The organism is Aporhodopirellula rubra, assembly GCF_014192335.1.
Taxonomy (GTDB): domain Bacteria; phylum Planctomycetota; class Planctomycetia; order Pirellulales; family Pirellulaceae; genus Rhodopirellula; species Rhodopirellula rubra.
Window position 1 is genome coordinate 312,126 of sequence record NZ_JACHXU010000001.1, and the last position, 19,424, is coordinate 331,549.

Genomic DNA, 19,424 nt, shown 5'->3' on the forward strand with positions numbered 1-19,424 from the left:
CACGATGATGTTCGGCTCACTGTTCTCTCATCGTTGCCGCGAGCCGATTGATTTCAACGCTGGCGATAAAGTGCGCGGCGACCGATCCCATCATGAAAAAGCACGCCGATTGGACGGACACGACGCCCATCAAAAATCCCACCAGCATGCTGGCGCCGGCAATGAGTGCGGATTGAAAGAGGTTGCGATGCGATATGGCCCGCTGTTCAACGAGCCTTAGATTTGAATCGTCGGTGAGGTGCGAACTCTTGGCAGCTTTCGACAAGAGCGATCTTCGGGCCCGTTTGGTCGAGCGAGATGGGCTTGTCGTGGTCACGATGACAGAGGGCGTTGACTCAAACGCTGACGAAGATGAGAGAATTGTCGACATGTCGAAACCTCAATGTGGGTCCAAGGAACTACCTTTGAATTCGCCGTGTCTGCCAGCGGCACGCGGCGGGGACATGGAAGAAGGCATTTCGTTGGGGTGAGCTGTCAGGAAATGAGAAGAAAATTTTTCTCTCGAATTTCGTGCGGTAGTTTACGTGGTTTTGTGACGTGTACCGGTGCCGATCCTTTCTAACGTCCGTCGATGCCGGGCGGCGATGCGATCGAGACTCACTCGGCGGTGTTCTCGTTTGAATCGGAACTCGAGCGATCGGGAGTGGCGTTGTCTACGGCCGACGTTGCGTCGTCGGATGACAAAAACGAACGTAGTTTGATCAGGAAGGCATCGTCGGGAACCTCCATCGCCAAACGTGCCGCGTCCGGGTTGGCTTCCAAAATTCCGTACAACGTCAACGAATCCCGCTGGTCGTGTAATCCGAGTATTCCGTCGTGAAGGAGTGATTTATTCATCAATGAGCCCCGCCGCTTCCTCTCGCATCCGACGGAGAACACGCGATTTCGCCAGTAGCACCGAATTGAGCGAGATGTTTAATTCCGCGGCGACCTCGGCCGGCGGTCTTTTTTCGATCGCATACCGTTGAAATGCTGTCCAAGTTGTTTCCTTGAAGTCGGCACGAACGACCTTGACGATTCTTTTGAGGACCATTGCGTCGTGTTCTTCATCCCATTTCTTTGCCGCGATACTCGCTGGATTTGCCAGTTCATCGAGTTCCGCTTCCATCTCGATTCCGGGTGAGTCGGTTTGCTGGAACTTTTTCGATTTGCGAAGTGCGATGCGAAGCTGATTGACCGTAATTCCACGCAGCCACGACCGAAACGAACCGGTTCGTTGTCTCCGAAATGCCGGTAGCTCTCGCATCAAGATTATGATCACCTCCTGAGTGATGTCGTCCGACTGCGATACCAACGCGGGATATCGATTGACGACGCTCGCCACGAAGGGGCGGTAGATCGAAAACAATTTCGCCCAATCGCTGTTTTCTCCATCGTTCGCAATGCGATCGAGCAGACTCACTGAGGTGGTTTCCAATATTCGGCTCAATCTGGTGGGAGGACGATACAACACGGGACGCCAATTTTAGCCGGTCTTGCACGACGAGTATCGATCGGGACAGGGAACGTTGAGACGCGAACATGCTTTCTATCAGAACTCATTTTCAAAGGGTGTCGCGTGGGCCTGCGCGAATCGGGCTACCGTGACTTCGGGCACGTCCTCTTTTGAAACACTGCAGTAGCGCGTTCTGTGCCTTTTTCGGCTCGAGGCATGTCCGCCATTTTGGTGGTCTCAACAAGAAGGCGGTGACGCGGGATGTTCTGTCACGAAAATTGGGAGCGAATTCGAATCAGATCATTGAGATCACCCACTGCGGGAAAAGCCAAGGAAGGAAGACGAATGGGTCCGGCGTCCTGCTCTTGATTTTCGGCTCCGGGGTTGCGACGTGCTAGGATCTTGGCAAGAACACGGGGATTCGCTTCTCTATCTATTTCGGATGACGAGGACAGTTTCCGGCACATTACCGCACCGCGGGACGCATTCATGACCCATCGAACTGACCAAACCGACGTCCGCGAGCGGTTACGTCGCCGTGGAACGTTTCAATGGTTTCACGCGATCGTCGTGTTGCTTTCGATTGGATTGACGTTGTTTGCGTGGAGCTATTCACGGCAGCAACTGGATTCGAAAATCCAAATCCAATTTGATCGTGAGTCCGATCGAATTGTCGGTTTGGTCCTCGAAAGGATGCAAAAGTACGAAGAGGCGTTGTTGGCGGCAGCGGCGTTTATGGAGGTTGATGAGCGGCCCATTGAGCGAGACCGGTGGAGGCATTACGTCGACCAAATTAACATTGCCGAACGTTACCCGGGCATCAATGGACTCGGAGTTGTCTTGGCGTTGCCTCGCGAGGAGCGAGACGAGTTTATTGCTCGGCAGCGTCGTATGCACCCGGATTTTGAAATCTATCCGGACCATGATGAAGCGACGTTGTGGCCGATCACTCAAGTCGTGCCGGAAGGACCCAATGCCGCGGCGCTCGGATTGGACATGGCCCACGAAACGAACCGCCGTGCCGCGGCGCACAAGGCACGCGATAGTGGGTTGAGCCAAGTGACGGGCCCGATCACGTTGGTTCAAGACGAACAACGAACTCCGGGTTTCTTGTTCTTTACCCCTTTCTATACGCTCGATTTTGCGGGTGACACGAAACTGCAGGAAGTCGAAGAGCGTCGCGAGCGATTTCAAGGATTGGTGTACGCACCCTTCCTCGTGCGAAATTTGATGCGAGGCACGATGGAGAAACAGAAACGCTCGCTCGGGTTACGGATTAAGGATGGCGGTGAAGTTCTTTTTGATGAGCACGTCGAATCGGCACCTGGGTACGATCCTAATCCGATGCTGACTAAACAGGTGACTGTCCCCATTTTTGGACGGCTCTGGACCTTTGATATTTGGTCGGATTTATCTTTCCGACGCAATGCATCGTCGTCGCAACCGCAGACCATTTTATGGGCCGGCCTGCTGATCGACTCCTTGTTGATCGGGATGTTTTTGTCGATCTCTCGCGCCAGTCGCAAGTCGTTGAAAATGGCTGACGCGATGACCGAGAATTTGCAGAGCGTCTCGCTGGCAACGAACGCGAACCGAATCGGGATTTGGGATTTTGACCCGGTCACGGGGCGGTTGGATTGGGACGACGCGATGTTCGAACTCTATGGTTGCCAACGAGAGGATTTCAGTGGGGCGTTTGATGCGTGGAACGATTGTGTGCATCCCGACGATCGTGCGCAGGCCAACAAGGCGGTCGAGGATGCGCTGCGAGGTGACTCCGATCTCGACATCTTATTCCGAGTGATTCATCCCGATGGATCCATTCGATACTTGGGTGGGCAGGCGGTCGTGTTCCGCAACGAAGAGGGCGAGGCGATCCGGATGCTCGGTGCAAACACCGACCTGACCGAGCGAATGAAAATGCTCGATGAACGGAAGCATCACCTTCGTGAGATTGCTCGCGCGAACGTTGAACTGCAACGCAGCAACGACGAACTCGCTCAATTCGCCTACGTGGCTTCCCACGATTTGCAGGCACCGCTGCGGCGGATCGTCTCGTTGTCACAGTTGCTGCATGAAGAACTCGATGATTCTCTTTCGGGCGACGCCGAGGTTTTTATGAATCAAATCGAATCGAGTGCTTTGAGCATGCGGGATCTGATTCTCGATCTATTGAGTTACTCACAAATCGAATCGGAAAAACGAAGCCTCGTTCGTTGTGACGTTAAGGAGATCGTCGACTCGGCCATCGAAAATCTATCCGAGGTCATCGCGGAATGTGACGGCGTCGTGCAATGTGATGAATTACCAAGTGTACATGCGGATTCTAAGCAGTTAATGCAGTTGTTCCAAAACCTCATCGGCAATTCATTAAAGTATCGGGGCGATAAACCGCCTCGCGTACGGGTGTCGGGGAAGCAGTCGGCAATCGAGACCGAGTACGTTGTCGCCGATAACGGAATCGGGATTGCGCCCGAGTATCGTGAACGAGTGTTCGGTGTGTTCAAACGTCTCCACGCCGAATCGACCTATCAGGGAAATGGGATCGGGCTGGCAATCTGCAAAAGGATTGTTGATCGTTTGGGGGGGCGAATCTGGATCGATGATTCGGAATTCGGTGGGACTGCATTTCACATTTCAATTCCAAATAATGTAGACTCCGACTCGCCACAGACTCGATGAAATGATGTCGGAATGATCGATCTAATGAGTAGCTTGCTTGGAAAACCTAGATGAAAAAGCCGATTCAGTTGGTGATGTTGATCGACGACAGCAGTCTCGACAACATGATTCACACTCGCATTCTTAAGAAGTCAGGCTTGGTCGAGAACATCATCGCATTTGAGTACGCCGACGAGGCGTTGGAGCATCTGCGGAAAGAGGATCACGGGGTCGATGTAATCTTTCTCGATCTCAATATGCCGCGAATGGATGGGTATGAGTTCCTTGAGCGTTATCATGCGCTGACTCAATTACAACGAGCGAAATCGCTGGTGATGATGTTGTCGACGTCGAGTCGTCCGGGTGACGCGGAACGAGCGAAGGAGTTTCCGCAGGTGATCGATTATCAATCCAAACCGCTCGAACTCGAAACGATTGAGAAAATCGCACGCACATACTTTGGCGGTGATTGCTAGTGGACACCGGTGCGAGGTTATCGCGCCATCACTGTTCAACGCGTCTTTATTTGAAGACTGGTTCGCCGATCATTCGTTCGTCGCAGCGAGCGTGACCAGGACACTGCGATGATCCGATCCACAATCTTCACCGATGGAGTATTCGGTGCACGTGAGGTCGTCGCTGATCAGAATGTGATCGATTAGTAATCCCAGGGCAAACCAGGGGCGTGCGAACCAGGTCGGATGAAATTCCCAGCGACCCGCTGCCCGTTTCAAGCCTGACGTTGTCAATAGATCGGTGAAATTCGCGTTCCATGGAGTGAGGTTGAAATCTCCCAATAGGACGGTTCCCCTGTTTTTATCCCTGGTGTTCCGAATGTGCTCGGAAAGCTGCGTGAGTTGTCGGTTGCGAGAGTGAAAGTTAGCCTGACCGATCGGCGGATACGGATGTGTCGCGATCAATCGAACGTCGCCTAGGTTTGCTTCGAGGCTGATCGGGGTGCCGGGCCAACGCAGGGTTTCGGTGGAGAGGATTGGTAAACGAGAGAGAATTCCGATTCCGAAATTATTGTCGTCGCGGTCGTGGAAAGTTTGGTACGGGTGGGTGGTTGCGAAGGTCGCCCGCAATCGTCTGGCGAGTTGGGGTGTTAGTTCGATGACCGCGATCACATCGGCATCGAGAGTTCGTAGTTCCTCAATGATCGCGTCGTGGTTTGCATTGAGTGCAAGGACGTTCGTTGTCACCACTCGGATCGATTTTTGGATCACGGCGTTTGTTGAATCGCCGGCGAGATGATTGACCGGTTGGGTCGTCGTCCCAAGGTTCATGCCGTTTAGGTTCAGCAGCAGCAAGAGCGAGAGAACCAACGTGATCCTCCATCGTCGTAACATTGCGGAAACCACGAGGATGCTGGCGACTGCGATTAGTCCTTGGATACGCAGGTTGGCCAGGGTATCGCAGATCCAGTGGACACGAGCGAAGAACGCCGCGACGGTTGCGAGCACAAGAATCACTGCGATCGCGGCGAGAACAACGTCGGCAAATTTGTTGAGGGAAGGCATGGGGTTAGCGTAACGTTACGATGTTCATTCACCTACCCGATTTGCGCTCGCCCCACGGGCTGTGGATTCACCTCTATCGTGACTATCCGTTTCGTCGTCCGGGTGGCGGATGATGGTGGCAATTCGAACGCGCATGAAAAAAACGTCGGTCTCCATTGGGAAACCGACGTTTCAATGTTTAATCGATTCGGTGGGCTGGAGGCCCGCCGAATGATTCATTCAGATTAGCTTCCGCAACCACAGCCAGCGACAGGAGCGGCGACAGGTGCTGAACCGCATCCGCAACCGGCCGAGCCAGCAGCTCCGGCAGCCGATGCACCCGAGCAACCGCCCGAGACAGGAACTTCAACTGTTTGTGGGACCATGACGGTCTTGGTCACTTGAACTTCTTTTTGAACCTGAACAGGAACGCAGACGGTGTAGTCTTCGGTCTTGGCTTCGGTAACTTGTTCCATGACGGTTACTTCGTAAGGAACTTCTTCGCTAACGGTGTCAAACTCGGTGACGGTGTACTCGCGAGTCTTTTCTTCGGGCACCATGACGGTGATGGTGCGTTGACGCGTTTCGGTCGTCATCGAAGTTTTAGGAACCATGCGGGTGCGTGTTTCAGCAACCATGGTTGTCACGTTCTTGTTGCGTGTGCGAGTTTCGGTTTGGCAGCTCGTTTTGTTGACAAGGCGTGTGCGTTGTTCAGTACGAGTCTTGCGAACTTGATACTCTTGAGTGCGTTGTTCTTGACGGCAACGACGAACGGCAATTTGACGCGTGCGAGCTTCCATGCGAGTGCGAGTCACAGGAACCATGCGGGTGCGTGTTTCGGTACGGCAACGGTTTACGTTGACCATGCGAGTGCGAGTTTCGCAACGGTACTTCGTGACCGAAACAGGACGCGTGCGAGTTTCGCTACGGCACTTGGTCACGTTGTATGTGTAAGGTTGCTCAACCTTCTGAGTGGTGTAGGTCGTGTAAGGAACTTGTTCGCAAACGACGTTAGGAACCCAAACCTTACGAGTGACGGTGGTGGTGCATCCGCCGCCACATCCGCCACAGCTGTCGCCGCAACCACATGAGCTGCTGCAGCCACCACATGAACCGCAACCGCCGCACGATGACGATCCGCAACCGCTAGCGGCAGGGACTTCTTCGGTGACGCACTGGTAGCTGCCCATGTCTTTGCTGACGGAGCGGTACTTGGTCACTGGGACGCGTTGGCACACGGTGCGAGTGCCGGTCATTGTTTCGGTGTAAGGAACGCTAACGGTGTAGCTGACTTCGCTGGTTTCGGTGTAAGGAACGCGAACGGTGTACGATTGCGAGACCTGCTCGGTGTAAGGAACCTTGACCGAGTAGGTTTGTTCAACGTTCTCGGTGTAAGGAACGCAAACGCTGTAGCTCTTTTCAACCATTTCGGTGTAAGGAACGTTCACGCTGTAAGTGCGAGTCGCCGTTTCGGTGTAAGGAACACAAACGGTGTAAGGCACTTCGACTTGAGTCGTGACAGGAACTTGAACCGAGTAGGTTTCTTGAACCACTTCGGTCTTAGGAACCATCACCGTGTACGTTTCTTCGACTTCAGTCGTGACAGGAACTTGAACGGTGTAGTCTTGAGTTTGTTGCGTCGGGACCATGACGGTGTACGTTTCCGACTTGGTGACTTCGCGTGGAACTTGTTTGTTCACGGTGCGAGTGCGTGTTTCAGTGCGAGGAACACACTTCACGACGTTGTACGAACGCTGACGCGTTTCTTGCTTCATTTCCGTTACCGTAACCGTTTGGGTTTCGGTGACTTGTTGTGGAACCATGACGGTTTGAGTCGTCATGACGGGGCCACAACCGCCGTCTTGGACGATTGCAGGACCGGCGGATTCGCCAGCGAGCGTGTCGGAGCATCCGCCGCATGCGGGTGCAGGGGCTGGTGCGGCCGAACCGCAGCACTGGGCGTTGGCGACGGGACCGTACGATACAGCAGTCAATGCGACTGCAAGGGTCAGAGACAATTTCTTCACGAGGGTTTCCTTGGAGGGACAAACAGTCGGATCGTCTACTGACGTCCGAGCAAACTAGAAGGTGTATCGAAAGCTAGTTTGGGGGGCATGTTTGTCCACTTCTGGCTCACAAGGAGGGCCGAAATACCGAAGGAGATCTCAAGTTTTTCCGCTGATGACGACTATGCGGATTGGGGGCGAGAAAACGCCCTTCTCAGCCGATCGCGGCGGCCAGTAGTTCGTGTTCGGTCCAACAATCGGTGTCGCGGAGGTCTGTCATTTCTCCGTTTGCGAACACACCGATGCGATCGCAAACGCCCAGCAGCTCAGGCAAATAGCTGCTGACGAGAATGATCGCCTTGCCCGTCGCGGCCAGTTCGCCGATTTGTCGGTAGATCACTTCTTTGCTGCCGATATCGATTCCCCGGGTGGGTTCATCGAGCAATAGAATCGCGCAGTCGTGATGGAGGAGCCTTGCTAACGCGATCTTCTGCTGGTTCCCGCCGGAAAGTTCGCCGATGGATTGGTAGGGTGAGGCGGCTTTGACGTCGAGCGTTTGCATCCACTGCTGAGTCGATTGAGACATCGCTGAGGACGAGAGCAGACCGCGTTTGCGGTACGTGTCCATGCGGGTGATCGTAAGGTTGTCGGTCAAACTGCGATCGAGAAACAGCCCCTCGTTCTTGCGGTCTTCGGAAACCAGTCCCATCGAGTCGCGTGTCCAACTGAGGTCGGGGCGTCGGCAGGCGGTTGGTTTTCCGGCGATCGAGACCACGCCGCCGGTAAGAGTGTCGAGCCCGAAGATGGTCCGGAGGGTTTCGGTTCGACCGGCACCGATTAACCCGGCGATGCCTAGGATTTCGCCGCGGTGCACTTCGAAGCTGACCGATTGGGGCCCGTCGGCGGATTGAATCTGTTTGACTTCGAGTGCGACGTCGCCGCGTGTGTGGGTGAACTTGGGATACAGGTCGGACATGTCTCGACCGACCATAGAACGGATGATCTCGTCCATTGGCGTTGGCGGTTCGTTGTCGGCAGCGTTCGGGTTGGACGCGTCCGATTGGGTTTGGGGTGACGTGCCCGGCATGCGTCCTGTTGCCACCGTGCGGCCGTCACGAAGAACAGTGAACCGGTCCGCGATGCGTTCGCATTCTTCGAGGAAATGGCTGATGTACAGAATGCTGACGCCGTCGTTGCTGAGGCGTTCGATTACGTCGAAGAGGCGTTCGGTGTCGACCTGAGTAAGACTGCTGGTTGGTTCATCCAGTATCAGCAGTTTTAGCGAACCGGACGAGTCATGGGATGATGTCACGACCGCTCTCGCGATTTCGACCATTTGTTGTTCGGCGATCGACAGTTCGCCAGCGGGACGATCGAGCGAGAGATGGTCGCAGTTCAATTTTGCGAGGGCTTCGGACGCCCATCGCCGCTGCGTCTCTTGGTCGACCCATCCGATGCAGCGCGCGAGGTGCGCGAACACGGATCCGGTCGGCTGCGGCTCGCGACCGAGTGTGATGTTTTGACACACCGATAGATCCGGTGCGAGGTTGAGTTCTTGGTAGATCATCGCGATGCCGGCGGATTGCGAATCACGCGGTCCGGCGAAATGAAGGGGCTTTCCGTCAAACCGGATTTCCCCGGCATCCGGACGGTGAGCACCACTGAGGACCCGCATCAACGTGCTCTTGCCTGCACCGTTTTCGCCGATAATCGCGTGGACTTCGCCGGGACGAACGCTCAGATCGACACCGTCGAGGGCGCGGGTGGCGCCGAACGATTTGCGGATACCGTTGAGGGAGAGTCTGGGGATCATCTGAAAACCGATCGGAAAAACTCAATTGACATATCGTGACCTTCCGATATGTTGACAAGCCGGGAGGATGTATTGTAAGAAAACCACTCCAATCCAAAAGTCACTCACGCTGAATCATGAAAAAAGGTACTACGAAAACGACCGCCACGGCGAAGCCGAAAGGGAGCGTTCGGGAACTCGGCGATGCGGCCGAATGTCTCAAAACGCTCGCTCATCCGGTGCGTTTGCGGATGGTCCAATTGCTGTTGCATGGGCGTTACACCGTTGGCGAGTTGGCCGCGGACTGTGAAGTACCTGACAATGTGGCCTCGGAGCATTTGCGTCTGCTGCAGCGGTGCGGTTTTTTTACCAGTGAACGCGAGGGGCGACGCGTATTCTACCAAGTCGCTGAACCGCACTTAGAAAAACTCATGGCGTGCATCGAAGGTCGCTTTTTGTCGTAAGGGAGCCACATTCAATCGGTGATTGTTACGGCGCACGGAGCAGGAAACCGGACGCCGATTCGCTGGCCAAGTCGCTCGCGTGCGTGACGCTTTGTTTCGTGTGCCTCGCCGCTCGACAGTCGAACTGAAATTTCACCGCAACGCGTTCACATTTATTATCTCGTCATCTCACTATCTAACGATTTTAAGCGTTCCAATGAAAACCATTTCCGTCCATGAACTTTCCCGTCAACATGCCGAACACGGTGTGAGTTTGATCGATGTCCGGATGCCTACCGAGTTTCGTGAGGTTCACGCGGAGTGTGCCCATAACGTTCCGTTGGACTCGTTGAATCCGGGCGATGCGTTCGAGAAGTTTGGGCAGAAGAATCGGCCGCTGTACGTGATTTGCAAAAGCGGTGGTCGGTCGGCGATGGCGTGCAAGCAATTTTCAGAAGCCGGTTACGATAACGTCGTAAGCGTTGACGGCGGGACCGAGGCGTGGGATCGAGCGGGATTGCCGGTCATCCGAGGGAAGAAGGCGGTCTCGTTGGAACGTCAGGTTCGGATCGTTGCGGGGGCGTTGGTTTTGGTCGGGGCTGTTTTGGCGATGGTGGTCAATCCGATGTACGCGGGGTTGTCGGCGTTCATCGGGGCGGGATTGATCTTCGCCGGCGTGACGGACACCTGTGGCATGGGCATGATGCTCGCGAGAATGCCGTGGAACCGTTGTCAAACGCACGCCTGTCAAGTGAAGTAGCGTTCGTTCTCCTTATTAACTCATTTTGGATTCGTCATGAAGATTGTGATCATTGGGGCTGTTGCGGGTGGTGCGTCGGCGGCGGCGCGGGCACGAAGGTTGAGCGAAGATGCTGAAATCATTTTGCTCGAACGAGGGCCCGAACCTTCGTTTGCGAATTGTGGATTGCCGTATTACGTCGGTGGGAAGATTCAGTCTCGCGACAAACTGCTGGTTGCACCCGCTGAGCGACTTCGCCAGCGATACCGACTCGACGTTCGTACGCTCAGTGAAGTGACCCAGATCAATCGCGATGAGAAAACGGTAACCGTTCGCGATTTGCAAACGGGCAAAACCTACGATGAGTCTTACGACAAGTTGATCTACGCGACCGGTGCGGCCGCTTTCAAACCGCCGATTCCCGGGATCGACGGGGAGCGAATCATGAGTTTGCGAGATCTGCCCGATGCGGATCGATTGCTCGCTCAGGTCGTGATGAAGAGCGATTCGAGTCAGCCGCCGCGGCGTTGCGTGGTCGTCGGTGCGGGATTCATCGGGATCGAGGTTGTCGAAAACATGATCGAGCGAGGGATTGAAACCACGCTCGTTGAACTGTCCGATCAGATCTTGCCACCGTGGGATCGCGAAATGATCGAACCGTTTCATTCGCTGCTGAGTGATCGGGGAGTGAAACTGCATTTGAGCGATTCGGCGGTGCGTTTTGAGGATGACGGCACCGAGCTCACCGTGCACCTGAAATCTGGCGCGGTCTTGCATGCCGACTTTGCTGTGGTGAGCATCGGCGTGCGGCCCGAGAACACGCTCGCGTTGGAGGCTGGGTTGTTGTGTGGTGATCGCGGTGGTGTCGTCACCAACGAGCACATGCAGACCAGCGATTCGAACATTTACGCCGTCGGTGATGTTGCGGAGGTGCGTTGTTCGATCACCGGCGACACCACGCAAATCCCACTGGCCGGACCCGCGAACCGGCAGGGACGTATTGCGGCCGACCATCTCTTCGGTCGAGATTCGAAATATCGTGGCACCCAGGGCACCGCGATCGTCGGCGTTTTCGGGCGCGCCGCGGCGATGACGGGACTGAGTGAAAAGGTGTTGCAGCGGATGCGGCGAGCCTACGAGAAGGTTTACGTGCACCCGGCGGATCACGCGGGCTACTATCCCGGCGCGACCGCGATGAGTTTGAAACTGCTCTTCGATCCTGAGAACGGCAAGATTCTCGGTGCCCAAGCCGTTGGGACTAACGGCGTGGACAAGCGGATCGATGTGATCGCGATGGCGATTCAAGCCGAGATGACGGTTTACGATCTCGAAGAAGCGGAGCTGTGTTACGCCCCGCAATTTGGATCAGCAAAAGATCCCGTCAACATGGCGGGGTTTGTCGCCGCTGGTGTTCTGCGGGGTGACCAACCCGTCGTGCACGCGGCAGACGTCCTCGATGTGGCAACGGCGATTCCCGCCGATGAGAGTGTTTTCTTGCTCGATGTCCGGACTCCATCGGAGTTTTCCGCGGGCCATGTCGACGGCGCGGCGAATTATCCGCTTGAGCAGCTCCGCGAACATCTCCATGAGTTGCCGCGGGATCGCGAGATATTTGTTTACTGCAAAGTCGGTCAACGAGGGTACATGGCGACGCGATTGCTCGCCCAAAAAGGATTCAACGTGAAGAATCTCAGCGGTGGTTACACCACGTATCGTCACGTCGAGATTCCCAGGCCGGTGCTCCAGTGAGTTGCATCGGGCGGGGGGCTCGAGTCGTGTCCGTCACTTGATAGGGAACGATTGGGGTAACGGTTCAAAGCACGACTCGGGGAGGAATGTGACACGGTCGCAGCCCCGTGGTCAGTGTTGGGGATGCAACGTATATTTTCCGGCTGCGTCATTGAACCTCACTCCCCCCTGACCCGACCTGCGGGATTCGTCCTGATGAAAATTCACGAGTATCAAGGAAAAGAACTCTTCCGCGCCGCTGGCGTCCCCGTGCTCGAGGGGCACATGGTGACAACGCCTGAAGAAGCAGAGGCTGCGTATGAGAAACTCGGCGGGAAAATCGCCGTCGTCAAAGCCCAGATTCATGCCGGCGGGCGTGGGAAAGGCAATATCATCGACAACCCGGACCAGAAGGGTGTCGTGTTGTGCAAATCTGCTGACGAGGCCAAGGCGGCCGCCGCAGGATTGCTCGGCAAGAAACTGGTCACGATTCAAACGGGCCCAGAAGGTCAAACGGTCGGGAAGGTCTTTGTCGAAGCCGGTTGCGATATCGCTCGCGAACTGTATCTCGGGATTGTCGTCGATCGCGTTACCTGCAAACCGGTTTTGATGGTCAGCACCGAGGGCGGTGTTGAGATCGAAAAGGTTGCCGAGGAAACTCCGGAACTGATCCACAAGGAAGCGTTCGATCCTGCGATCGGATTGGAAGCTTTCCAGGTTCGCAAGCTCTGCAAGAAGCTCGGCATTGAAGGGCCAGCGGCCAAGAGTGCGTTCAAATTCATGACCGCCATGTGCCGATTCTTCATCGATTATGATTGTGCCCTCGCCGAAGTTAACCCGTTGGTGATTACGGGATCGGGCGAGATGATCGCCCTGGACGCCAAGATCACCTTCGACGAGAACGCGATGTTCCGTCACACAGACCTCGAATCACTGCGTGACCTCAGCGAAGAAGAAGAGAGTGAGATTCGGGCAGGCAAGGCGGGGCTGAGCTACGTCAAACTCGAAGGTAACATCGCTTGCCTCGTCAACGGTGCTGGTTTGGCAATGTCGACGATGGACATTATCAAGTATCACGGTGGCGAGCCTGCCAACTTCCTGGATGTCGGTGGCGGTGCCAACGCGGCTCAGGTTACCGAAGCGTTCCGGATCTTGTTGTCCGACAAAAACTGCAAAGGCGTGCTCGTGAACATCTTTGGCGGGATCGCACGTTGCACGACCATTGCCTCGGCGTTGATCGAAGCGAGCAAAGAGGTTGGGTTCACTGTCCCACTCGTCGTGCGACTCGAAGGTACCGAAGTCGAAGAGGGCCGGAAGATGCTCGAAGAGAGCGATGTCGACGTGATCACGGCCGTCGACCTTACTGACGCGGCTAAGAAAATTGTCGCGGCAACCGCCTAGGCTTTTCGTACGGTCAGCCGAGAGTCATTGATTCTCGGCGGCTAGCTTTCACACCCATTCATCTCACTCCTCCTGTTGCGTGACAGTCAGAAACGCTGGTCGCGGGCAGCAAAAAGCTAAAAGCTATCCTCATGAGTATTCTGGTCGATAAAAATACGAAAGTGATTTGCCAAGGAATCACGGGCAACGCTGGCAAATTCCACGCGATGGGTTGCCGCGATTACGGCACCCAACTCGTCGGCGGTGTGACCCCCGGCAAGGGCGGGCAGAACGTCGAAGGCATGCCTGTTTTCGATACCGTTGAAGAAGCGGTACAGCAAACCGGTGCCGATGCGACGATGATTTTCGTCCCACCTCCGTTCACTGCCGATGCCATTCTCGAAGCGGTTGACGCGGGAATTCGAATCATCGCGGCAATCACCGAAGGCGTGCCCGTCATCGACATGGTTCGCGTCTATGAAAAAGTGAAGGCGAGCAATTCGATTCTGATCGGTCCAAACTGTCCTGGTCTGATCACACCGGGTGAATGCAAGATCGGGATCATGCCCGGTTACATTCACACGCCCGGTAAGATTGGCGTGATGAGCCGCTCGGGAACGTTGACTTACGAAGCGGTTTGGCAGACCAGTAATTTGAAGTTGGGCCAAAGCACGTGCGTCGGTCTCGGCGGCGACCCCATCGTGGGAACGAACTACATCGACCTGTTCAAGCTGTATCAGGAAGACGATCAGACCGAAGCGATCTTGATGATCGGTGAAATCGGAGGCAGTGCCGAAGAGGAAGCCGCCGCATATGTCAAAGAGCACGTGACCAAACCGGTTGCCGCGTTTATCGCCGGTCGCACCGCACCTCCGGGCAAACGCATGGGCCACGCAGGTGCGATCATCAGTGGCGGTAAAGGAACGGCGGAAGAAAAGGTCGCCGCTCTCGAAGACGCCGGAATCGTCGTCGCGCCGAGTCCCGCTGAAATGGGCGAAGCCGTCCTCAAGGCGATCAAGCAAGCCTAAGGCGAGCTTCACGATACGCAGGGGCCGGTTCGCCGGCCCTTTCTTGGTCGAGAGATTTTCTCTCAGTGCCCTCGCGCTCAGTGGCTCTGCATTGCATGTCCACGTGCTCCGTGTCCATTGACTTAGTGACCGGATTTGGCACTCGTGCAGCGAAGCCCGTCACGGGTTTCGTCGGTGGCCACGGCAAATCGGCCGGCATGAGGCGGTGGTTTTGCCTCCAGGGAAGACGGAAGTTTTAGCGACGTCCGCTATAGGGAGGCGACGCCTTGGTTGGTCAGCTGCGGTGGATGACCATCACCGCGGTGTCGGCGTTCAGGTTGGGGTTGTCGTCCGCGTCGATGTGGCGAGATTGGCTGACGTCCCAATAGATCTCTTGGTCGATTTTGACGTTCATCTGAATGAGTAGGTCGTGAACGTCTGCGATGGTGGGAAATCGTCGGTTCGGCGTGTCATGCCAATCGAAGTCGAATTCGCCGGGGGCCCGAGGCGAACGTCCCCGTGTGACGTAGTCCTCTCGCAGGGCTTTGTAAGCAAAGTTTGGAAAGCTGATGATCGCACGCTTCCCAACCCGCAGCATTTCGTCGAGCAAGGCGACGACGTTGTCGACCGCCTGCAAGGTTGCGTTGAGCACGACCACGTCAAACTGATCGTCGATGAATGCGGGCAGGCCGTTGTTGAGGTCGTAGTCGATGACATCGATCCCGCGCATTGCCGTCGCGAGGATGTTTTCTTGAGCGACTTCCACACCCATCAATCGCATGGGGATTCCCGAGTGCTGGTCGCGAATCGCGGCGAGTAACTCGCCTGTGCCGCAGCCAAGGTCCAAAACGCTGTCGCCTGCCGGAATGAATCCGAGAATTGATTCTTCGGCAACCGTCAGTTGCACCGGGGTTTCGGAGTTAGCACGTTGGCTGGAGGTGTCCTGTGGTTTTTCGGATGATTGCCACAGTCGTTCTTGCACGAGCGGGCCGTAGGTCGCCATGTCGCGTGCGATGAGGAACGCATCGTGTCCCGCGTCGGTGGTGATTTCCGCGTAGGTAACTCGTTTGTCGAGCGCCGTCAGTGCGTTCACGATCTCGCGAGATTGTGCGGGCGGGAATAGCCAATCGCTGCTGAAACTGACTAGCAGGAAGTCGCACGTGCAGTCGTCGAATGTCTCCATCAATCGCAGGCGGGTTCCGCCGAGGTCGAAGAGATCCATCGCCATCGAGAGCGTGATGTAGCTGTTCGCGTCAAACCGTGTCGTGAATTTTTGTCCCTGGTGGGCGAGGTACGAACCGATGCTGAATCGTTGTTCGAATTGCGATGCGATTTGGCGTGGATCGTGTCGATCGGGATCGAATTTCGCCTCCATCGCTTCGACGCTCAGGTACGTGATGTGTCCGAGCATGCGGGCGATGGCGAGTCCCGTATCGGGGCGTTTGGATGTGCCGTAGTATTGACCGCCTTGGAAGTGCGGGTCGGTCTGGATCGCGTTGCGTGCGATGACGTCGAACCCGAGTGCTTGGCTGGTCAGACGCGGTGAAGTCGCGATCGCAATGCAGGTGTCGGTGCAATCGGGATACCGGGCGACCCACTGCAGGGCTTGATGGCCGCCGAGGGAACCGCCGACAATCGCTCGCCACTTACGGATCCCGAGATGGTCGGCGAGGCGTCGTTGGACCTCGACCATGTCCCCGATCGTGATGCGTGGAAAGTCCGCGCCGTAGGGGATTTGGGGCGTCGATTGTTCGGGTGTGGACTTGGCGTCGTTTGTGTTCCCGGTGTTACGCTCAGGCGGGATTTCGCGGAGGTCGCCGGGGCCTGTCGTTCCACGGCATCCGCCGAGGACATTGGGGCAGACGACAAAGAATCGGTTCGTGTCGATCGGGAGGCCGGGGCCGACCAAACCGTCCCACCATCCCGGTTGATCATCGGCATCGTGACGGGCCGCGTGCGAGTCACCGGAGACGGCGTGACAGACGAGCACGGCGTTGGAGGCGTCCGCGTTCAGGGTGCCCCAGGTCTCGTAGCAGCATCGGATTTTCGGCAGTTCACCGCCACGTTCGAGCGCCAGCGGTTCATCGAACCAAACCGTTTGGGCGTGCGTGAGTGGTTGATCACTACGGATGTCATCGGTGCTAGAGCAATCGTTGGTGGTCGCCATGCCTTGCATTGGTAGTCGCTTCGACTCGGTTGGGCTCGAAGCGGTTCGTTCAAGCGTGGAGTGTTCGGCGGCAGCGAACGTGCGTTGCCGTAATTGGATCAGGTCTCGTTCATTTCGCGATCACGCGTCAGAGCCGAATCGACTACGACGCGTTGAGTTGAAAGGGACGAATCTGCTCGCGTTCCGGCTATGCGGACGCTGTCGCGAGGGCTTGTTTCAAGTCGTCGATGATGTCATCGGCGTCTTCGATCCCGACCGACATGCGAATGTACTCGGGGCTGACACCGGCGCGACGTTGCTCCTCGGCACTGAGTTGTTGGTGCGTGGTGCTGGCCGGGTGGATGACGAGTGTTTTGGCATCGCCGATGTTGGCCAAGTGCGAGCAGAGTTTGCAGGCGTTGATGAACTTTTTGCCCGCTTCCATTCCGCCCTTGATGCCGAAGCCGAGGATCGCGCCTTTGCCGTTGGGTAGGTACTTGGCCGCGTTGGCTTGGTGGGTGTGGTTGGGCAGTCCGGGGTAGTTCACCCATTCCACGGCGTCGTGCGATTCCAGGAACTCGGCAATCTTGAGAGCGTTTTCGCAGTGGCGTGGCATCCGCAGGTGGAGCGTTTCGATTCCCATCAGGAACAGGAATGCCGCGAACGGGCTCATCGCGGCACCGGTGTCGCGGAGCCAGTGGGTGCGGATGTGGATGTTGTAGGCGATGTTGCCCATTCCACGCAGGTGCTCTTCGAAAACGGCACCATGATAGGAAGGCGACGGGGCGCAGAACTCAGGCCATTTCTCAGGCTGGTCCGCCCACTTGAAGTTACCGCTGTCGATGATCGCACCGCCGATGTGCACACCGTGGCCACCCAAGAATTTGGTCGTGCTGTAGATCACGATGTCGACACCGTGGTCGATCGGACGCAACAACATCGGAGTCATCACGGTATTGTCGCAGAGAACCGGCAACGCACCGTGTGGCGCCGTGTGGGCGGCGTCGGTGATGGCCTTGAAGTCAGGCACATCGTTGCGAGGGTTTCCGATGCTCTCCATGTAGACCAGGCGAGTGTTCTCGTCGACGAGTCCGTGGATGTCTTCGGGTTTGTCCGGATCGAAGAAGCGAACTTCGATGCCGAGGTTTTTCAGCGTTTGGGTGAACAGGGTCCACGTTCCGCCATACAGCGATGTGCTGCTGACGATGTTTTGTCCGCTGTGCGCGATTGTCAAAATGGCTGCCGTGATGGCGGCTTGACCCGATGCAAAGCACAGGCCCGTGACGCCACCGTCCATCGCTGCGAGTCGTTTTTCCAGAACGTCCACGGTCGGGTTCATCAGCCGGCTGTAGATGTTCCCGAATTCCGTTAGGCCGAACAGAGCCGCCGCGTGATCAGTGCTGTCAAATTGGTAGCTCGTCGTGGCGTAGATCGGTACCGCCCGCGACTTGGTCGTCGGGTCGGCAACCTGTCCGGCATGGAGAGCTTGGGTAGCGATGCGATGGTTAGCGGTTGCGTCTTCTGACATCGTTTGTTCGCAGGGTTATATGGGGAGAAAGGAGAGGCACGGAATCGGATTCGCAGACGATTCGCCGTCGAGTGTCCATGGAGCCGATCCCAAGAATCGAGCATTTTGGTCGATCTTGGCATCGAAAACGAGGGGCAAACTAGCAGATTTGCCTCCTTGATGGGATAGGCCCGCAGTCCCAGGCCCGGGCTTTCGCAAAGACGAGGGCCTGACGCCTAAGCTGGCGTCCCGACCAAGCATTGGATCGAGCCGTCCGGTGCGGGGGCGGAGCCCGGGTGTTGGCCCGGGATGGATCGACGAAGGACGGCTTTCGCGGTTCGGCTCCTACTGTCGTCAGGGTAGCGTTTGCCCTAGATTGCTACCCAAATGAAACTCGCGATCATGCTTTTCCTGGACCGATCCGATGACGCCCAACCAAGTCTTCATTCTCGACCACCCGCTGGTCTCTCACCACTTGGCGGCTCTCCGCAGTCGTGACACTCGGCCGAGTGAGTTTCGTGCCGGTGTGGCGCGATTGGCGATGTTGATCGGTGTGCATGCTACCGAGGACATCCCACTCAAAGAGGTCGAGATTGAGACGCCGATCACGACGACCACGTGCGAACGTTTGGATGCGGAAATCGGAATTGTGCCGGTCCTACGTGCCGGGCTCGGGATGGTCGACCCGCTGCTGGAGCTGATTCCGGACGCCTCGGTGTGGCACCTCGGTTTGTATCGCAACGAAGAAACCGCGGAGCCTGTTGGGTACTATGATAAGTTGCCTCGCAGCAACGCGTCCGACGTTGCCCTCGTGCTCGATCCGATGTTGGCGACCGGTGGCAGTATCGAGTTGGTCGTTCGGCGATTGCAGCGTTGGGGCGTTTCCGACATTCGCGTCTTGAGCATCATCGCCGCTCAACCGGGGCTCGATCGCGTCGCGAGGGATTTCCCGGACGTTAAGATTTACGTGGCTGCGGTCGACCCGTCGCTAAACGAGAACGCCTTCATCGTTCCTGGATTGGGTGATGCGGGAGATCGAATCTTCGACACGCCGCAAACGGACTAATCCGAGCGATCTGTT

The 19,424-nt window shown here is 56.4% G+C and carries 16 protein-coding genes; 8 read left to right on the forward strand and 8 right to left on the reverse strand.

All coding sequences use genetic code 11. The features are described 5' to 3' along the window. Positions 1-16: 16 nt before the first annotated feature. The 3 genes from FHS27_RS01010 to FHS27_RS01020 all read right to left on the reverse strand — a co-directional run bounded on the left by FHS27_RS01010 (position 17) and on the right by FHS27_RS01020 (position 1,417). Positions 17-370: a hypothetical protein gene (locus FHS27_RS01010; protein ID WP_184300508.1), complete on the reverse strand. Its 354-nt coding sequence runs from the start codon at positions 368-370 to the stop codon at positions 17-19. A 227-nt stretch (positions 371-597) separates the two neighbouring features. Next, positions 598-837, reverse strand: a complete 240-nt coding sequence (locus tag FHS27_RS01015; protein ID WP_184300511.1) for a hypothetical protein — start codon at positions 835-837, stop codon at positions 598-600. Continuing rightward, entirely contained in the window at positions 830-1,417 is a 588-nt protein-coding gene (locus FHS27_RS01020) for an RNA polymerase sigma factor (RefSeq protein ID WP_184300515.1), read from the reverse strand. The genes FHS27_RS01015 and FHS27_RS01020 overlap by 8 nt, the downstream gene beginning before the upstream one ends. Before the next feature lie 507 nt (positions 1,418-1,924). Between FHS27_RS01020 and FHS27_RS01025 the strand changes: the two genes are divergently transcribed. After that, entirely contained in the window at positions 1,925-4,117 is a 2,193-nt protein-coding gene (locus FHS27_RS01025) for a CHASE domain-containing protein (RefSeq protein WP_184300518.1), read from the forward strand. 50 nt (positions 4,118-4,167) lie between these two features. Then, positions 4,168-4,572, forward strand: a complete 405-nt coding sequence (locus FHS27_RS01030) for a response regulator (RefSeq protein WP_184300521.1) — start codon at positions 4,168-4,170, stop codon at positions 4,570-4,572. Between the two features lie 69 nt (positions 4,573-4,641). Here FHS27_RS01030 and FHS27_RS01035 read toward each other — a convergent pair whose 3' ends face one another. From FHS27_RS01035 to FHS27_RS01045, 3 genes are all read right to left on the reverse strand, one after another. Continuing rightward, complete coding sequence (locus tag FHS27_RS01035; protein WP_184300524.1) at positions 4,642-5,616, reverse strand: endonuclease/exonuclease/phosphatase family protein; 975 nt, start codon at positions 5,614-5,616, stop codon at positions 4,642-4,644. Between the two features lie 224 nt (positions 5,617-5,840). After that, positions 5,841-7,622, reverse strand: coding sequence for a hypothetical protein (locus FHS27_RS01040; RefSeq protein ID WP_184300527.1), 1,782 nt, complete (start codon positions 7,620-7,622; stop codon positions 5,841-5,843). A 193-nt stretch (positions 7,623-7,815) separates the two neighbouring features. Next, positions 7,816-9,414, reverse strand: coding sequence for a sugar ABC transporter ATP-binding protein (locus FHS27_RS01045; protein WP_184300530.1), 1,599 nt, complete (start codon positions 9,412-9,414; stop codon positions 7,816-7,818). A gap of 116 nt (positions 9,415-9,530) precedes the next feature. Here FHS27_RS01045 and FHS27_RS01050 point away from each other — a divergent pair, with 116 nt between their 5' ends. The 5 genes from FHS27_RS01050 to sucD all read left to right on the forward strand — a co-directional run bounded on the left by FHS27_RS01050 (position 9,531) and on the right by sucD (position 14,711). Then, the gene (locus FHS27_RS01050) at positions 9,531-9,857 is read left to right on the forward strand and encodes an ArsR/SmtB family transcription factor (RefSeq protein WP_184300533.1); all 327 of its coding nucleotides are present in this window, start codon (positions 9,531-9,533) and stop codon (positions 9,855-9,857) included. A 196-nt stretch (positions 9,858-10,053) separates the two neighbouring features. Further along, positions 10,054-10,596 (forward strand): rhodanese-like domain-containing protein, encoded by a 543-nt coding sequence (locus tag FHS27_RS01055; protein WP_184300536.1) that lies wholly within the window; start codon positions 10,054-10,056, stop codon positions 10,594-10,596. Positions 10,597-10,632: 36 nt separating this feature from the next. Further along, entirely contained in the window at positions 10,633-12,324 is a 1,692-nt protein-coding gene (locus FHS27_RS01060; RefSeq protein WP_184300539.1) for an FAD-dependent oxidoreductase, read from the forward strand. Between the two features lie 195 nt (positions 12,325-12,519). Then, positions 12,520-13,704, forward strand: coding sequence for an ADP-forming succinate--CoA ligase subunit beta (gene sucC / locus FHS27_RS01065; protein WP_184300542.1), 1,185 nt, complete (start codon positions 12,520-12,522; stop codon positions 13,702-13,704). 131 nt (positions 13,705-13,835) lie between these two features. Continuing rightward, on the forward strand, positions 13,836-14,711 hold the full coding sequence (sucD, locus tag FHS27_RS01070) for a succinate--CoA ligase subunit alpha (RefSeq protein ID WP_009101386.1): 876 nt from the start codon (positions 13,836-13,838) through the stop codon (positions 14,709-14,711). A gap of 274 nt (positions 14,712-14,985) precedes the next feature. Here the strand turns inward: sucD and metX are convergent, their stop codons facing one another. Both metX and FHS27_RS01080 read right to left on the reverse strand, forming a co-directional pair. After that, positions 14,986-16,866, reverse strand: a complete 1,881-nt coding sequence (metX, locus tag FHS27_RS01075; RefSeq protein ID WP_184300545.1) for a homoserine O-acetyltransferase MetX — start codon at positions 16,864-16,866, stop codon at positions 14,986-14,988. Between the two features lie 178 nt (positions 16,867-17,044). After that, positions 17,045-18,364, reverse strand: coding sequence for an O-acetylhomoserine aminocarboxypropyltransferase/cysteine synthase family protein (locus FHS27_RS01080; RefSeq protein ID WP_184300548.1), 1,320 nt, complete (start codon positions 18,362-18,364; stop codon positions 17,045-17,047). A gap of 403 nt (positions 18,365-18,767) precedes the next feature. Here FHS27_RS01080 and upp point away from each other — a divergent pair, with 403 nt between their 5' ends. Beyond that, entirely contained in the window at positions 18,768-19,409 is a 642-nt protein-coding gene (gene upp / locus FHS27_RS01085; protein WP_009101377.1) for a uracil phosphoribosyltransferase, read from the forward strand. Positions 19,410-19,424 lie beyond the last annotated feature (15 nt).

What these genes read in the sequence shown, in the direction of transcription:
- FHS27_RS01010 (WP_184300508.1), bottom strand. Translation starts at nt 370, where the DNA reads ATGTCGACAATTCTCTCATCTTCGTCAGCGTTTGAGTCAACGCCCTCT.
- FHS27_RS01025 (WP_184300518.1), top strand. Translation starts at nt 1,925, where the DNA reads ATGACCCATCGAACTGACCAAACCGACGTCCGCGAGCGGTTACGTCGC.
- sucD (WP_009101386.1), top strand. Translation starts at nt 13,836, where the DNA reads ATGAGTATTCTGGTCGATAAAAATACGAAAGTGATTTGCCAAGGAATC.
- FHS27_RS01080 (WP_184300548.1), bottom strand. Translation starts at nt 18,364, where the DNA reads ATGTCAGAAGACGCAACCGCTAACCATCGCATCGCTACCCAAGCTCTC.
- FHS27_RS01015 (WP_184300511.1), bottom strand. Translation starts at nt 837, where the DNA reads ATGAATAAATCACTCCTTCACGACGGAATACTCGGATTACACGACCAG.
- FHS27_RS01045 (WP_184300530.1), bottom strand. Translation starts at nt 9,414, where the DNA reads ATGATCCCCAGACTCTCCCTCAACGGTATCCGCAAATCGTTCGGCGCC.
- metX (WP_184300545.1), bottom strand. Translation starts at nt 16,866, where the DNA reads ATGCAAGGCATGGCGACCACCAACGATTGCTCTAGCACCGATGACATC.
- FHS27_RS01055 (WP_184300536.1), top strand. Translation starts at nt 10,054, where the DNA reads ATGAAAACCATTTCCGTCCATGAACTTTCCCGTCAACATGCCGAACAC.
- FHS27_RS01030 (WP_184300521.1), top strand. Translation starts at nt 4,168, where the DNA reads ATGAAAAAGCCGATTCAGTTGGTGATGTTGATCGACGACAGCAGTCTC.
- sucC (WP_184300542.1), top strand. Translation starts at nt 12,520, where the DNA reads ATGAAAATTCACGAGTATCAAGGAAAAGAACTCTTCCGCGCCGCTGGC.
- upp (WP_009101377.1), top strand. Translation starts at nt 18,768, where the DNA reads ATGACGCCCAACCAAGTCTTCATTCTCGACCACCCGCTGGTCTCTCAC.
- FHS27_RS01050 (WP_184300533.1), top strand. Translation starts at nt 9,531, where the DNA reads ATGAAAAAAGGTACTACGAAAACGACCGCCACGGCGAAGCCGAAAGGG.
- FHS27_RS01060 (WP_184300539.1), top strand. Translation starts at nt 10,633, where the DNA reads ATGAAGATTGTGATCATTGGGGCTGTTGCGGGTGGTGCGTCGGCGGCG.
- FHS27_RS01035 (WP_184300524.1), bottom strand. Translation starts at nt 5,616, where the DNA reads ATGCCTTCCCTCAACAAATTTGCCGACGTTGTTCTCGCCGCGATCGCA.